Genomic DNA, 14,065 nt, shown 5'->3' on the forward strand with positions numbered 1-14,065 from the left:
AACCTATTTATCAAGCTAGGAACATGTAACAGTGAATACCTCAACAATTATCTCCAGAGTCTGGAGTTTCTGCACTACCCTTCGTGACGATGGTGTGGGCTATGGCGACTATCTTGAACAACTGACGTATCTGATCTTCCTGAAAATGGCAGATGAATACTCCAAGCCACCTTATTCCCGTGATGTGGGTATTCCTGCAAAGTACAACTGGCAGGCGCTGACCAGTAAGAAAGGCGCGGAGCTAGAGGTGCTTTATGTGGAGTTGTTGCGTGAGCTGGGCAAGCAGAAAGGCATGCTTGGCCAGATTTTCACCAAAGCGCAAAACAAGATTCAAGACCCAGCCAAGCTGTACCGCCTGATTGATATGATCGATAGCACCCAGTGGATCATGATGGGGGCAGATGTTAAGGGTGACATCTATGAAGGGTTGCTGGAAAAGAATGCGGAAGACACCAAATCTGGTGCGGGTCAATATTTCACGCCGAGGGCATTGATTCGCACGATGGTGGAGTGCGTTCGCCCAGAACCAGGAAAAACCATCGCCGACCCTTCATGTGGTACGGGTGGGTTTTTTCTGGCCGCTTATGACTTTCTGACAGATCCAGAGAACTATTCACTCGATAAAGAGCAAAAGCAGTTTCTTAAGCACAGCACGTTCTATGGTAACGAAATCGTCGCCAATACCCGCCGCTTGTGCTTAATGAATATGTTCCTGCACAACATCGGTGAAATTGATGGAGACAGTCTGGTATCCCCCAATGATGCGTTAATCGCCGCCAGCCCTGTAAGCGTTGACTATGTGCTTGCCAATCCACCTTTCGGCAAGAAAAGCTCAATGAGCTTTACCAATGATGAGGGTGAGCAGGAGACGGACGAACTCACCTATAATCGGCAGGATTTTTGGGCAACTACGTCAAACAAACAGCTTAACTTTGTTCAGCATATCCGCAGTATGCTGAAAACGACCGGTAAGGCTGCCATCGTAGTACCGGACAATGTGTTGTTTGAGGGAGGGGCAGGAGAAACTATCCGCAGGAAACTTCTGGAAAACACAACACTGCATACCATTCTACGTTTACCTACAGGTATTTTTTACGCACAGGGGGTAAAGGCGAACGTTTTGTTTTTTGACAACCAACCAGCCAGTCCAAACTCCTGGACAAAGGAGGTCTGGTTCTATGATTACCGCACCAATACTCATCACACGCTGAAGAAAAAGCCGATGCGGTTTGCAGATCTGGCAGACTTTATCGAGTGCTATAACCCTAAAAATCCAAGCCGGCGCGAAGAGACTTGGGACCCGGAAAAGAATCCGGATGGTCGCTGGCGGAAATACAACGTTGATGAATTGCTTTCTCGCGATAAAACCAGCCTTGATGTTTTTTGGCTTAAAGATAAAAGTCTGACTGACTTGGATAACTTGCCAGAACCAGATGATCTGGCTGAAGAGATTATCGAAAATCTAGAGGCTGGGTTGAGCAGCTTTAGAGAGGTCCTGAGCGGCCTTTCAAAAGCATAGGTTAGGCTATTACTGATGGCGACCAGGAGATGCTATAGCTCTTGGTTGCCTACAGACGCGCATGACGGTTCGTTTTTCTGACAGTTTTTGTGTCCATTTTCGAAGTTTTCGGCTTCAGGGCAACGGTCAAAATTCCATGACTGTAAAAAATGCCCTGAAAACCGTGGACACACCATGGACACAATTTGGACACAGGAAATAAAAAAGGACCTGCGCTTTCACGCAAGTCCTTGATATTCATGGCGCGCCCGAGAGGATTCGAACCTCTGACCTCTGCCTCCGGAGGGCAGCGCTCTATCCAGCTGAGCTACGGGCGCATTCGAAACAGCGAGTTGCTCGTCAATTTCGAGTGCGCAATCTTACGTGCGCAGGGGGCGTCTGTCCAGCCCCCGAGCTCAACTCATCCCTCAGATTTTCGGCATTTTCTGTTCGGGAGTAATGCTCACCAGATTGCTGTCGTTGCTGAAGGTCACTTCTCCGTCCTGTACGGATACCTGAAAGGTCATGGAGCGCTCTGCCAGGGCGGCCAGCTGGCTGGTCTGTTCGGCTGCCAGGTCGACGATGGTGAGGTTGCCAAATCGTTCCAGCTTGTTATGGTGCTTGTCCCACCACACAGGCACGCCGCGCCCGCCGTAGGTGTACAGGATCACCCTTTGTGAGCGGTTGCAGGCTTTGCGAATGCGGTCTTCTTCCGGGAGCCCCAGGTCTATCCAGAGCTCGATTTCATCGCTCAGGGATTTCTGCCACAGCTCCGGTTCGTCATCGGTGCTCAGGCCTTTGGTAAACTCCAGAGTGTCGCTGGCGTTCAGCGCGAAGGCCAACAGGCGTATCATCATGCGTTCATCGGTTTCTGACGGGTGGCGTGCCACGGTCAGGTGGTGGTCGGCATAATAGTGCCTGTCCATATCGGCAATATGGAGCGTGGCTTTGAAGATGGTGGCTTTCAGTGCCATTGAGCGTCCTGTGATTTTGGTGAGCAGGGCATTAGTGTAAAGCAATTTCAGCGAGGCGGTGCATAGCGGCATGGTGTTGTTGCGGGGATTTCTGGTTTTGGTGGTGTTCTTCCTGCTGGGTGAGGCGCTGCGGGTGCTGGCGGGTTTGCCGGTCAGTGGCGGGGTGCTGGGGATGGTGATGGCCACCTTTACCCTGATGCTGCGTGGCCAGGTCAGTGATGAGCTGGCAGAGGCCAGTCGGGGTCTGATTTCGGTGCTGGTACTGCTCATTACACCGGGGGTGGTGGGCGTATTTTTTATTGTCGACCAGTTTTACGGCCACTGGACAACGGTCATTGTTGCCCTGATTGCCGGTACGCTGCTGAGTGTACTGACCACCTTGTGGCTGATGAAGAAGGTGTCGGAGAGCAGTGCAGGGGAGAATAGCCATGAATAATGCCTTTGCCGAACTGCTCTCGGTCTGGACGGCGGGCCCGATGCTTTCCATCGCGCTTACGCTGGCGGCGTTCCTGGCGGCGAACTGGCTGTTTGCCCGCTTCCGTCGCCCGTTGTGGATGCCGCCAGTGCTGATTGCTGCGCTGTTGCTGGCGGCCGTGGTGGCCCTCAGCGGCATCGGCTTTGAAGAGTATGAACAGGGCGCCCGCTGGCTCACGGTGTTGCTGGGCCCGGCCACCGTGGCGCTTGGGGTGCCCCTGTATCAGCAAATGCACCATATTCGTGCGCTCTGGAAACCCATCCTGGTCACCTTGCCCCTGGCGGCCACCCTGGCGGCGGTCTATGCCCTGGGGATCGCCTGGTTGATGGGGGCGTCGCCCCTGGTGTTGTCTTCCCTGGCACCAAAGTCGGTGACGGCACCCATAGCCATGGGTATTGCCGAGCAGCTGGGTGGCTCTGTGTCGCTCACCCTGGGCGGCTTGCTGATTACCGGCGTACTGGCCTCGGTGTTTGTAGACTGGTGTGCCCGCTGGCTCAACATCAAGGACGACCGGATTATCGGTTTCGCACTGGGCCTGAATGGCCATGCCATTGGTACCGCCCGGGCGTTTGAAATCAGCCCTACAGCCGGTGCTTTTTCGTCTCTCGGTATGGGGCTGACGGGGGTGTTTACGGCTTTGTTCCTGCCGTTTACCTTTCCGTTCTAGGAGTTCTGCTTCATCTATGCCAAACCAAGACATCCTCGACCTGCAGCCCACCCACATCCAGGAGCTGCAGAACCGGTACGACCAGGCGCTGACTGAACACGGATACGACAGCCTGCTGATTGCCTCCGGCGCTGCCCCCTACCGGTACCGGGATGATCAAACCTACGTGTTTCAGGGCTTCGGGCCGTTTCTGCACTGGACCGGCCTGGCCGGTCAGGAGCACAGCTGGCTGCTGATTCGCCCCGGCCACAAACCGGTGCTCTGGCTGTACCAGCCGGTGGATTTCTGGCATGCCAACCCGGCGATGCCTGAAGAACCCTGGCAAGAGGTTGTTGAAGTGCGCAGCCGGCAGCAGCCCGGCGCTCCGGAGCTGGACAACCCGGGCCGGCTGGCGGTGATCGGGGACCCGCTGGTGCTGGACGGCGTGCCGGGAGAGCATAACCCGGCGGCACTGGTCGCCGCCGTGGAAGAAACCCGGGTGCGCAAAACACCCTATGAAATCGAATGCCTGGCCCATGCCAACCGGATTGCCCTGGCTGGCCATAATGCCGCCCGGGATGCCTTCCTGGCCGGCGACAGCGAATTCGGGATCAACCTCGCCTACCAGCAGGCCACCGGCCAGCGTGAAGCCGAAGCGCCTTACCACAGCATCATCGGCCTGAACGAACACGCGGGCACCCTGCATTACCAGTATTACGACGTTCAGCCGCCGCGCCGGCCCCGCAGCCTTCTGATCGACGCCGGTGTGCGTTATCGGGGCTATTGCTCTGACATTACCCGCACCACGGCCGGCCCCGGAGAGTCGAGGTTTGCGGCACTGGTACACGGCCTGGAAAAACTGCAGCTGCGGCTGTGCGAGATGGTGGCTCCCGGCGTGGATTACGTGGATATCCACCGCAAGGCCCATCAGGGCATCGCGGCCTTGCTGTCTGCGTCCGGGCTTGTTTCCGGGTTGAGTGACGAGGCGATCGTAGAACAGGGCATCAGCCGGGCCTTCTTCCCCCACGGCATCGGGCATTTTTTGGGCATCCAGGTGCACGATGTGGCCGGTAAGCTGACGCCGCCCCCGGAAGATGCGCCGTTCCTGCGCCTGACCCGCACCCTGGAAGAGGGCATGGTGGTCACCATCGAACCCGGCCTCTATTTTATTCCGTCACTGCTGGAGCCTGTGCTGAACGGGCCGCAGGCAAAGTACCTGAACCGGAGCCTGCTTGATGAACTGCAAGGCTGTGGGGGCATTCGTATTGAGGACAACGTGGCGGTCACGGCCTCCGGCACCCGCAACCTGACCCGGGAGTGGGTGTAGTCACTTTCTGCTACAAAATGTTTCGCAAAAGGGTTGCAATGTCGTTTGGTAATGACAATAATTATCACTAACTTTAACGCGGTTAGTGAGAGCGCCCTATGTACGTTTGCCTGTGTTTCGGCGTAACAGACAGAGAAATCCGCCAGGCCGCCGATAACGGAGTGTCGTCCATGCGCCAGCTGGGCAAAGAGCTCGGTGTCGGCCGGCAGTGTGGCCGCTGCGCCTGCATGGCCCGGGAAATCCTTCGGGAGTCCCGTACTCCGGACTACCTGGCCCTCGCCAATATGCTCGCCCAGCCGGCCTGAACCGGCGCCGCTGGGCAGAGTCTTTCCTCTCGGCAATTTTTTATCGGCCCCAAACCGTCTATCCTTGTAGCCTGAGACATTCGTTAAACAAGGACTCCGGTTATGAAAGGCGATAAGAAGGTCATCCAGTATCTCAACAAGGTTCTTGCCAACGAGCTGACCGCCATCAACCAGTATTTCCTGCATTCCCGCATGTACAAGGACTGGGGCATCAGCAAGCTGGCTGCCAAGGAATACGAAGAATCCATCGACGAAATGAAGCATGCCGACATGCTGATCGAACGGATCCTGTTCCTCGAAGGCCTGCCCAACCTGCAGGATCTCAACAAACTGCTGATCGGCGAGAATGTGGAAGAAATGATCCAGTGCGACCTGAAACTGGAAGAAATCGCCCACACCGACCTGAAAGAAGCCGTCATCTACTGTGAGCAGGTACAGGATTTCACCAGTCGTGAGCTGTTCCGCACTATCCTCGACAGCGAAGAAGAGCACATCGACTGGCTCGAAACCCAGCTCGAAATGATCTCCCAGATGGGCATCCAGAACTACATCCAGCTGCAATCCTCGGCTGCGGAGTAAGCATCGACAATGGATCTTTCCTGCTTCAAAGCCTATGACCTCCGGGGCCGGGTTCCAGACCAACTGAACCCGCCCCTGGCAGAAAAAATCGGCCGGGCCTATGTGGAAATCACCGGTGCAAAAAAAGTCATCGTCGGCTATGACATCCGCCTGTCCAGCCCGGAAATCTCCGAGGCGCTCAGCTCCGGCCTGATGGCGGCCGGTGCCGACGTTTACGACATCGGCCTGTGTGGCACCGAACAGGTGTACTTTGCCACCAGCCACTACGGCATGGACGGCGGCATCATGGTCACCGCCAGCCACAACCCGAAAGACCACAACGGCATGAAAATGGTCGGCCCCCAGTCCCGGCCCATCAGCTCCGATAACGGCCTGAACGACATCCGGGACCGCGTGCGCGAACCCTTTTTTGATGCGCCGGAGCAGGGCAGGTACGAAACCCTGGAAGTGATGGCCGCCTACACAGACCACCTATTGGGCTACATCGACGCCAGCTCCCTCAAGCCCATGACCATCGTCTGCAACGCCGGCAACGGCGGCGCTGGTCTGGTGATTGATGAACTGGAACAACACCTGCCGTTCGAATTTATCAAAGTGCACCACCAGCCGGACGGACACTTCCCCAACGGCGTACCCAACCCCATCCTGCCGGAAAACCGCACCGCCACGGCAGATGCCGTCATCGAACAAGGCGCCGCCATGGGTATCGCCTGGGACGGCGACTACGACCGCTGCTTCTTCTTCGACGAAACCGGCCGCTTCATCGAAGGCTACTACATCGTCGGCCTGCTGGCGGACCAGTTCCTCAGAAAAACCGGCGGCGGAAAAGTCATCCACGACCCCCGCCTCACCTGGAACACCCAGGACCTGGTAGAAGCCGCCGGCGGCGAAGCCATCGAAAGCAAAACCGGCCACGCCTTCATCAAACAAAGAATGCGCGACGAAGACGCCGTCTACGGTGGCGAAATGAGCGCCCACCACTACTTCCGCGACTTCGCCTACTGCGACAGCGGTATGATCCCCTGGCTGCTCATCGCCGAACGCCTGTGCCAGAGCGGCCAAACCCTGTCGTCCCTCATCGACGCCAGAATAAAAGCCTACCCGGCCAGCGGCGAAATCAACCGCACCATAGCCGACCCCGCCAAAGTCCTCGCCGCGATGGAAGCCCTCTACAGCCCCGGCGCCAAAAACGTCAGCTACGTAGACGGCCTGAGCGTAGAGTTCGACAACTGGCGCTTCAACCTGCGCATGTCCAACACCGAACCGGTGGTTCGCCTGAACGTGGAAGCACGGGCGGACAAGGCCCTGATGGAAAAGAAAACGGAAGAACTTCTGGCGGAAATGGAAAGGTTAAACAGGGCCTGACTCTAGGCCTCTGTCACTTCGGAAGGCACGCGGCCGCAGGAAGGCCTAGTGTATTGTTCGGGGGCTGGGTGAGGGTACCCCTTTATGAAACTGTGCGGAGCCATGGATGGCGGAGCTCAAGCGTCACAAGGACGTGCCGCAAGGAGCGTGTTTCAGAAAGGGGTACCCTCACCCAGACCTTGCACCCAAGCCTAGCGTGACAAAGGCTTTGCACCCCACTCAAAGCCAGTCATTCAACATAATGCCGATACCAAACCGCTCAATCCGCTCATTGTAGTCAATCAAACTCTCCCCATACCCGTTGTAATACTGGAAAAACCCCTTCAACGTCTCCCCGATAGGAAAGCTGTACCCAAACTCCACCGACGTCCGGTTATCCGACCGCAAATTATTCAGCAACTTCAGCGAAAACGTCCGATCCTCCGTCAGCTTGTACACCGCGTTATAACTTGCGTGCCCAAGATACCGCTCGATATCCGCATTATCATTCTCGCTGGAACTCTCCGGCAGCCGGTACCACGGCTCCACCTGGAACAGCCATCGGTCATAGCTGTAGGCGGCGGACGCCTTAATCCGGTTCCAACTCCGGGACCGGGGGTCCGCCTGGCCGTTGGACTGGTGGTTGAAGCCGATGGTGATCCCGTTCAGGGTACCCGGCCCGATATCCCAGTCCAGCTGGTGCCGGAAAAACAGCTCGGGCTCGTAATTGGTCTCTCGGAAAGGCGCTGATTCGTCCTGGTTGTACACCTGCCAGAACGACTTCTGGGTATAGCCGAACCAGAACGTGGTGCGCTTATCAAAGAAGCCGGTCAGCAACGGTACCTTGAAACTGATCTGGTACTTCGCTTCCTCATTCTCCAGGAAGTAGTCGTAGCCAGTGGTGCCCAGCCGCGGGCTGACCGGGTTCGGGTTGGGGTGGTCTACCCAGGTCAGCGGAAGGATGTAGTTGGGCTTGTGGGTTACCAGGCTACCGGCAAAGGAAAACACCGCCTGCTCGGCCGCCAGGTAATTATTCACCAGTGACTTCATGACCCCTTCGTCCGGGTCATCCTCCAGGGCGTTGCCGACAATCTCCGCGCGGGTCTCCTTGTCGGCAGCCAGTTGTTCCGCCTGTGCTTCAGAGGTTTCCAGTGCCTCTTCGCTGGCGTTATCCCGGGCTGTCTGGGGATCATTCCGGGCGTCGTAGCAGGCCAGCCGCTGCACGCCGTCCCGGATCAGGGCGCAGTTTACGGAGCTGTCGCCGGTATCCTGGGCGAAACTCACCGGGCTTGCCGTCAGCGCAAATACAACGAAGGTAAGGGGAAAACGGGCGGTCAGGTGCATGGTGTGTCCTTACTGGCTGGCGGTCAGGCTGAGCCAGGTGTTGGCAATGCCATACACCCAGACGCCCAGCAGGGTTAAGGTCAGAAGCGCAAAAATAATCCGGTGCCGGGTGCGGCGGTCATCGCTGACCGAGGCTACCCAGCGCAGGTACATCAGGCCGATAAAGCTGAGAAAAACACCCAGGCTGGCCACCGCAGGAACCAGCAGCCAGGCCGGATGCACCGGGTTGCCGGCGCTGGACAGGTTGCTGAACCAGCCCATGGACACCAACAGGACAGCCAGGCTGGAGAATTCCAGGATCAGCAGGGATTTGCGTCGTTTATCCGGGCGTGGGGCGGGCGTCTGTGGCATGGTCGGGCTCTAGGTACCTGGTGGAGGAATGTCGGATGGCTATGGTAACCGGAAACGGTAACAGTTCAGATACACCCTACGAAACTGTCACTAAAATGGTTGAAATCAATTTCTGATTCTGCCAATTGGTTTTTTTGCCGGGGCACAGTCGCTATAATGCGGCGACCGAAAGATTATAACGCTCAAATGCGAGGTGCATTGTGAAGATGAAGAGAGTCCTGGCTGTAGTTCTGCTTGGTTTTGGCCTGGCCGCCGGCGCCGCAGTAGCAAGTGTTGAAGACGAAATCCGCGACCGCATCAAGCCCGTTGGTGAAGTGTGCCTGCAAGGTGAAGAGTGTGGTGAGGCGGTTGCCGCCCCTGCCCAGGCTGCCAGCTCAGGCCCGCGTTCCGGCAGCGACGTTTATAACTCCGCCTGTACTGCTTGTCACGCTACCGGTGCTGCCGGTGCGCCGATTGTGGGCAATGCCGACCAGTGGGCGCCCCGCATCGAGCAGGGCCTGGAAACCCTGATCAGCCATGCCATCAACGGCTTTAACGCCATGCCGCCGAAAGGTGCCTGTGCCAGCTGTTCTGATGAAGAAATTGTTGCCGCCGTTGAACACATGGTGGAATCAAGTCAGTAATCCCTGGCTTGTGACACAAAACCCCGCTCGTGCGGGGTTTTGTCGTTTTACAGGCCCAGGTCGCCAATCAGGGCGCTGAGAGTGGCCTTGCCCTTTTTCTGGTTGGCCTGCTGGTCTGATTCGCCCAGCCCCTCCCATTTCACATCGTCTTCCGGCAGTTCATCCAGGAACCGGCTGGGAATGGTCTCCAGTTTTTCCCCGTATTGCTTGCGTGAGGCAGCATAGGTCAGCGCCAGGGTTTCCCGGGCCCGGGTGATGCCCACATACATCAGGCGCCGTTCTTCCTCCACATTGCCTTCCTCGATGCTGCTCCGGTGCGGCAGGATCTCTTCCTCCAGGCCCATAATGAACACATGGGGGAACTCCAGCCCCTTGGAGGCGTGCAGGGTCAGCAGCTGAACCTTGTCGCTGTCATCTTCCTCTTCACGCTGCTCCATCATGTCCCGCAGTACCAGCTTGGCGATGGCATCCTCGATGCCGATCTCGTCGGCCGTGCCCTTGCCGTCGTCCAGCATGCGCTGGATCGACTCCACCAGGTACCAGATGTTCTCCATCCGCCGTTCGGCCTGCTTCGGACTGCCGGAATGCTGGTGCAGCCACTCCTCGTATTCGATGTCGGTGAACAGCTGCTTGATCACCGGAATCGGGTTCTCCGAAAACAGCCGCTCGCAGGTCTTGTCTACCCAGTGGGCGAACCGGCGCAGCCGGTCCAGGCCTTTTTCGGTGACATGGGTTTCCGCACCCATATCCCCCAGCGCCTTGAACAGGCTGACGTTGCGGGAGCGGGCATAGTGGCTGAGTTGCTCCAGGGTGCGCGGGCCGATTTCCCGGCGCGGCACGTTCACCACCCGCAGGAAGGCGGCATCGTCGTCCGGGTTGATCATCAGCCGCAGGTACGACATCGCATCCTTGATCTCGTTCTTGGAGAAGAACGACTGGCCGCCGGAGATGCGGTAGGGAATCTGGTAGGCCTGCAGCTTCATCTCCAGCAGTCGGGCCTGGTGATTGCCCCGGTAAAGAACGGCGAAATCCTTGAAATCCAGGCCGTTCTTCAGCTTCTGGTCGAGAATTTCGGTGGCCACCCGCTCGGTCTCGGCGTCTTCGTTGCGGCAACGTATGATGCGGATTTCGTCACCCACGGTGTGGTCGCTCCACAGGGCTTTCTCGAACACGTGGGGGTTGTTGGCAATCACCGTGTTGGCGCAGCGCAGGATTCGGCTGGTGGAACGGTAGTTCTGTTCCAGCTTGACGATTTTCAGGCTCGGGAAGTCTTCCTTCAGCTGGGCCAGGTTTTCCGGCCGGGCGCCGCGCCAGGCGTAGATGGACTGGTCATCATCGCCCACCACGGTGAAGGCCGCGCGCTCGGCCACCAGCTGTTTCACCAGCTCGTACTGGCACACGTTGGTGTCCTGGTACTCATCCACCAGCATGTAGCGGATTTTCCGGCGCCACTTGGCCAGCACCTCCGGGTTGTCCCGGAACAGCTGCACCGGCAGCAGGATCAGGTCGTCAAAATCTACCGCGTTGTAGGCTTTCAGGTATTCGTTGTAGTGCCTGTAAACGATGGCAATGCGCTGCTCACGCTCGTCTGCCGCCTTGCTGTAGGCCTCGGAGGGGCTGCGCATGGCATTCTTCCAGGACGAGATGGTCATCTGCACATCGTTCAGCTCGTCACCGGCCTCGGCGCTGGCTTCGCGCAGCATCAGGTCTTGCAGCAGGGCCTTGGCATCTTCGGCATCGAAGATGGAGAAGCCGGGGTGATAACCCAGGTGGGCATGCTCCTCCCGGATCATGTTCAGGCCCAGGTTGTGGAAGGTGGAGACAATCAGCCCCCGGGTCTTGCCCCGGTCAACAATGCGCCCGACCCGCTCTTTCATCTCCCGGGCGGCCTTGTTGGTAAAGGTGACGGCGGCAATGTGCCGGCCCGGGATGCCCAGTTCTTCAATCAGGTAGGCGATCTTGCGGGTGATCACGCTGGTCTTGCCACTGCCGGCGCCCGCCAGCACCAGCAGGGGGCCGTCGGCGTAGCGAACCGCTTCGCGCTGTCTGGGGTTGAGCTTGTTCACGATAAAGACGCCAGAGAATAAACCGGGGTGAGTGTTGCGTCCGGCTATTCTACACCACCACGCAGCATCCAGCTTGCCTGCAACACCAAGCCGCTGTACCTTTGCCCATTAATTTTGTAAGCAAGATAACAGAGGTCGCATGAACAGTATCTCCCGGCGCATTGCTGATGAACTCGGCGTACGTGAGCAGCAGGTAAACGCCACCGTCGCCCTGCTGGATGAAGGTGCCACCGTTCCGTTTATTGCCCGTTACCGGAAAGAAATCACCGGCTCCCTGGACGACAGCCAGCTGCGTACCCTGGAAGAGCGGCTGCGTTACCTGCGGGAGCTGGAAGACCGCCGGGGCACTATCCTCAACAGCATCGAGGAGCAGGGCAAGCTGACCGACGAGCTGCGCACGGCCATCGAAGCGGCAGACACCAAGAACCGCCTGGAAGACCTGTACCTGCCCTACAAGCCCAAACGCCGCACCAAGGCCCAGATTGCCAAGGAGGCGGGGCTGGAACCGCTGGCGGACGCCCTGTTTGATGACCCCACACTGGACCCGGAAGCCACCGCTGCCGGCTACCTGAATGCCGAAGCCGGTATTGACGACACCAAGGCTGCGCTTGATGGCGCCCGCTACATCCTGATGGAGCGCTTTGCCGAAGATGCCGAGCTGCTGGGCGCGCTGCGGGATTTCGTGTGGCAGGAAGGCCAGCTGAAAGTCAGCGTGGTGGAAGGCAAGGAAAACGAAGGCGCGAAATTCCGCGATTACTTCGACCACATCGAGCCGTTGAAGAAGGTTCCCTCGCACCGGGCCCTGGCTATTCTACGTGGCCGCAATGAAGGTATCCTGGCCTACAGCCTTGTGATGGGTGATGCCGAAGACGACCGCCGCCAGCCCCATCCGGCGGAGCAGCGCATTGCCGCCCACTGGCGCATTCGCGACAACGGCCGTGCTGCCGACAAATGGCTGGGCGAGGTGGTGCGCTGGACCTGGCGGGTGAAGCTCTCTACCCAGATTGAAACCGACCTGATGTCCCAGGTACGCGAAGCCGCTGAAGCCGAAGCTATTAACGTGTTTGCCGCCAATCTGAAAGACCTGCTGTTGCTGGCTCCCGCCGGCCCGCGCGCGACCCTGGGCCTGGACCCCGGCCTGCGTACCGGTGTGAAGGTGGCGGTGATTGACGGCACCGGCCAGGTGGTCGACCACGGCGCCATCTTCCCCCACGCGCCCAAAAATCAGTGGGAGCCCTCCATTGCTCAGCTGGCGGCCTGGTGCCAGAAGTACAGGATTGAACTGGTGGCCATCGGCAACGGCACCGCCTCCCGGGAAACCGAGAAGCTGGTGGGCGACCTTTGCAAGCGTTACCCGGAACTGAAGCTGGCCCGCATTGTGGTGAATGAATCCGGGGCGTCGATTTACTCGGCTTCCGAATTTGCCTCCAGGGAACTGCCGGACCTGGACGTCACCATCCGGGGTGCAGTGTCCATTGCCCGCCGTTTGCAGGACCCGCTGGCAGAGCTGGTGAAGATCGAACCCAAGTCCATTGGTGTAGGGCAGTACCAGCACGATGTGTCCCAGGTGCAGTTGTCCCGCAGCCTAGATGCGGTGGTGGAAGACTGTGTAAACGGGGTGGGGGTCGACCTGAACACCGCGTCTGTACCACTGCTCACCCGGGTGTCCGGCCTGAATCAGAGCATTGCCCAGAACATCGTCGATTTCCGCAACCAGAACGGCAAGTTCGTCAGCCGCAAGCAGTTGATGAAAGTCTCCCGTCTGGGCGAGCGCACCTTCGAACAGGCCGCCGGCTTCCTGCGCATTGCCGGTGGCGATAACCCGCTGGATCGTTCGTCTGTGCACCCGGAAGCCTATGGCGTGGTGGAAGCCATTGCCCAGCGCAATGGCAAGAAAGTCGACGAGGTTCTTGGCGACTCTGCGTTCCTGCGCAGCCTCAACCCGCAGGATTACGTGACCGAGCAGTTCGGCCTGCCCACAGTGAAAGATATCATCTCCGAGCTGGAAAAGCCGGGCCGGGACCCGCGTCCGGAATTCCGTTTCGCCCACTTCGAGGAAGGGGTGGAAACCCTGAACGACCTGAAGCCGGGCATGGTGCTGGAAGGCTCCGTCACCAACGTGACCAACTTCGGCGCGTTCGTGGACATCGGCGTGCACCAGGACGGTCTGGTACATATCTCTGCCTTGTCCCATACTTTCGTCAAAGATCCGCGCGAAGTGGTGAAGGCGGGTGATATCGTTAAGGTTAAAGTGATGGAAGTGGACATTCCCCGTAAACGGATTGCCCTGTCCATGCGTATGGATGACCAGCCCGGTGCCGAGGCGTCGTCCAAGCCGGCCCGTGGCGCCGATCGCAGTGGTGGCCGCGGTAACGAGCGCAAGCCCCGTGGCGGCCAGGGTTCCCAGCCTGCGCAGGGTGCCATGGCTGGCGCGCTGGCACAGGCACTGGCCTCTGCCCGTAAAGGCGGCCGTTAAACTACTTCCTTGAATCAATGGCGGCTGCCCCACGCAAGGGTAGCCGCTTCAACAGGA

At 58.5% G+C, this 14,065-nt stretch carries 13 protein-coding genes and 1 tRNA gene; 9 read left to right on the forward strand and 5 right to left on the reverse strand.

The features are described 5' to 3' along the window. The first annotated feature begins 31 nt into the window (after nt 1-31). Nucleotides 32-1,519, forward strand: coding sequence for a class I SAM-dependent DNA methyltransferase (locus B9Q17_RS10270; protein WP_094625159.1), 1,488 nt, complete (start codon nt 32-34; stop codon nt 1,517-1,519). Between the two features lie 240 nt (nt 1,520-1,759). On the opposite strand, the gene B9Q17_RS10275 is transcribed toward B9Q17_RS10270, so the two are convergent. Continuing rightward, a tRNA-Arg gene (locus B9Q17_RS10275) sits at nt 1,760-1,836 on the reverse strand. Nucleotides 1,837-1,926: 90 nt separating this feature from the next. Continuing rightward, entirely contained in the window at nt 1,927-2,472 is a 546-nt protein-coding gene (locus tag B9Q17_RS10280; RefSeq protein WP_094625160.1) for a YaeQ family protein, read from the reverse strand. Nucleotides 2,473-2,542: 70 nt separating this feature from the next. On the opposite strand from B9Q17_RS10280, the gene B9Q17_RS10285 reads away from it, so the two are divergent. From B9Q17_RS10285 to B9Q17_RS10310, 6 genes are all read left to right on the forward strand, one after another. Next, on the forward strand, nt 2,543-2,908 hold the full coding sequence (locus tag B9Q17_RS10285) for a CidA/LrgA family protein (protein ID WP_094625161.1): 366 nt from the start codon (nt 2,543-2,545) through the stop codon (nt 2,906-2,908). Further along, on the forward strand, nt 2,901-3,614 hold the full coding sequence (locus B9Q17_RS10290; RefSeq protein WP_094625162.1) for an LrgB family protein: 714 nt from the start codon (nt 2,901-2,903) through the stop codon (nt 3,612-3,614). Before B9Q17_RS10285 ends, B9Q17_RS10290 begins: the two co-directional genes overlap by 8 nt. A 16-nt stretch (nt 3,615-3,630) precedes the next feature. Next, nucleotides 3,631-4,920 carry a Xaa-Pro dipeptidase gene (gene pepQ / locus B9Q17_RS10295; protein ID WP_094625163.1) on the forward strand — a complete coding sequence of 430 codons (1,290 nt, stop codon included), beginning with the start codon at nt 3,631-3,633 and terminating at the stop codon, nt 4,918-4,920. 98 nt (nt 4,921-5,018) lie between these two features. Further along, entirely contained in the window at nt 5,019-5,225 is a 207-nt protein-coding gene (locus tag B9Q17_RS10300) for a bacterioferritin-associated ferredoxin (RefSeq protein ID WP_036219702.1), read from the forward strand. A 102-nt stretch (nt 5,226-5,327) separates the two neighbouring features. Further along, a complete protein-coding gene (gene bfr, locus B9Q17_RS10305; protein WP_022989532.1) occupies nt 5,328-5,804 on the forward strand; it encodes a bacterioferritin in 477 nt (158 codons plus the stop codon). 9 nt (nt 5,805-5,813) lie between these two features. After that, complete coding sequence (locus B9Q17_RS10310; protein ID WP_094625164.1) at nt 5,814-7,169, forward strand: phosphohexomutase domain-containing protein; 1,356 nt, start codon at nt 5,814-5,816, stop codon at nt 7,167-7,169. A 219-nt stretch (nt 7,170-7,388) separates the two neighbouring features. Here B9Q17_RS10310 and B9Q17_RS10315 read toward each other — a convergent pair whose 3' ends face one another. Continuing rightward, nucleotides 7,389-8,492 carry a phospholipase A gene (locus tag B9Q17_RS10315; RefSeq protein ID WP_022989530.1) on the reverse strand — a complete coding sequence of 368 codons (1,104 nt, stop codon included), beginning with the start codon at nt 8,490-8,492 and terminating at the stop codon, nt 7,389-7,391. Nucleotides 8,493-8,501: 9 nt separating this feature from the next. Continuing rightward, a complete protein-coding gene (locus tag B9Q17_RS10320; RefSeq protein WP_022989529.1) occupies nt 8,502-8,843 on the reverse strand; it encodes a hypothetical protein in 342 nt (113 codons plus the stop codon). A gap of 206 nt (nt 8,844-9,049) precedes the next feature. On the opposite strand from B9Q17_RS10320, the gene B9Q17_RS10325 reads away from it, so the two are divergent. Beyond that, nucleotides 9,050-9,466, forward strand: coding sequence for a c-type cytochrome (locus tag B9Q17_RS10325; RefSeq protein WP_022989528.1), 417 nt, complete (start codon nt 9,050-9,052; stop codon nt 9,464-9,466). Nucleotides 9,467-9,513: 47 nt separating this feature from the next. Here the strand turns inward: B9Q17_RS10325 and rep are convergent, their stop codons facing one another. Beyond that, complete coding sequence (gene rep, locus B9Q17_RS10330) at nt 9,514-11,532, reverse strand: DNA helicase Rep (RefSeq protein WP_058339973.1); 2,019 nt, start codon at nt 11,530-11,532, stop codon at nt 9,514-9,516. A gap of 139 nt (nt 11,533-11,671) precedes the next feature. On the opposite strand from rep, the gene B9Q17_RS10335 reads away from it, so the two are divergent. Beyond that, nucleotides 11,672-14,008, forward strand: a complete 2,337-nt coding sequence (locus B9Q17_RS10335) for a Tex family protein (RefSeq protein ID WP_094625165.1) — start codon at nt 11,672-11,674, stop codon at nt 14,006-14,008. The last annotated feature ends 57 nt before the right edge of the window (nt 14,009-14,065 follow it).

Origin of the sequence: Marinobacter vinifirmus (genome assembly GCF_002258215.1) — a bacterium.
GTDB classification, from domain to species: Bacteria; Pseudomonadota; Gammaproteobacteria; order Pseudomonadales; family Oleiphilaceae; genus Marinobacter; species Marinobacter vinifirmus.

Coding starts and splice junctions, on each gene's coding strand:
- B9Q17_RS10325 (WP_022989528.1), top strand. CDS start 9,050: ATGAAGAGAGTCCTGGCTGTAGTTCTGCTTGGTTTTGGCCTGGCCGCC.
- B9Q17_RS10310 (WP_094625164.1), top strand. CDS start 5,814: ATGGATCTTTCCTGCTTCAAAGCCTATGACCTCCGGGGCCGGGTTCCA.
- pepQ (WP_094625163.1), top strand. CDS start 3,631: ATGCCAAACCAAGACATCCTCGACCTGCAGCCCACCCACATCCAGGAG.
- bfr (WP_022989532.1), top strand. CDS start 5,328: ATGAAAGGCGATAAGAAGGTCATCCAGTATCTCAACAAGGTTCTTGCC.
- B9Q17_RS10320 (WP_022989529.1), bottom strand. CDS start 8,843: ATGCCACAGACGCCCGCCCCACGCCCGGATAAACGACGCAAATCCCTG.
- B9Q17_RS10285 (WP_094625161.1), top strand. CDS start 2,543: ATGGTGTTGTTGCGGGGATTTCTGGTTTTGGTGGTGTTCTTCCTGCTG.
- B9Q17_RS10290 (WP_094625162.1), top strand. CDS start 2,901: ATGAATAATGCCTTTGCCGAACTGCTCTCGGTCTGGACGGCGGGCCCG.
- B9Q17_RS10335 (WP_094625165.1), top strand. CDS start 11,672: ATGAACAGTATCTCCCGGCGCATTGCTGATGAACTCGGCGTACGTGAG.
- B9Q17_RS10300 (WP_036219702.1), top strand. CDS start 5,019: ATGTACGTTTGCCTGTGTTTCGGCGTAACAGACAGAGAAATCCGCCAG.
- B9Q17_RS10315 (WP_022989530.1), bottom strand. CDS start 8,492: ATGCACCTGACCGCCCGTTTTCCCCTTACCTTCGTTGTATTTGCGCTG.
- B9Q17_RS10280 (WP_094625160.1), bottom strand. CDS start 2,472: ATGGCACTGAAAGCCACCATCTTCAAAGCCACGCTCCATATTGCCGAT.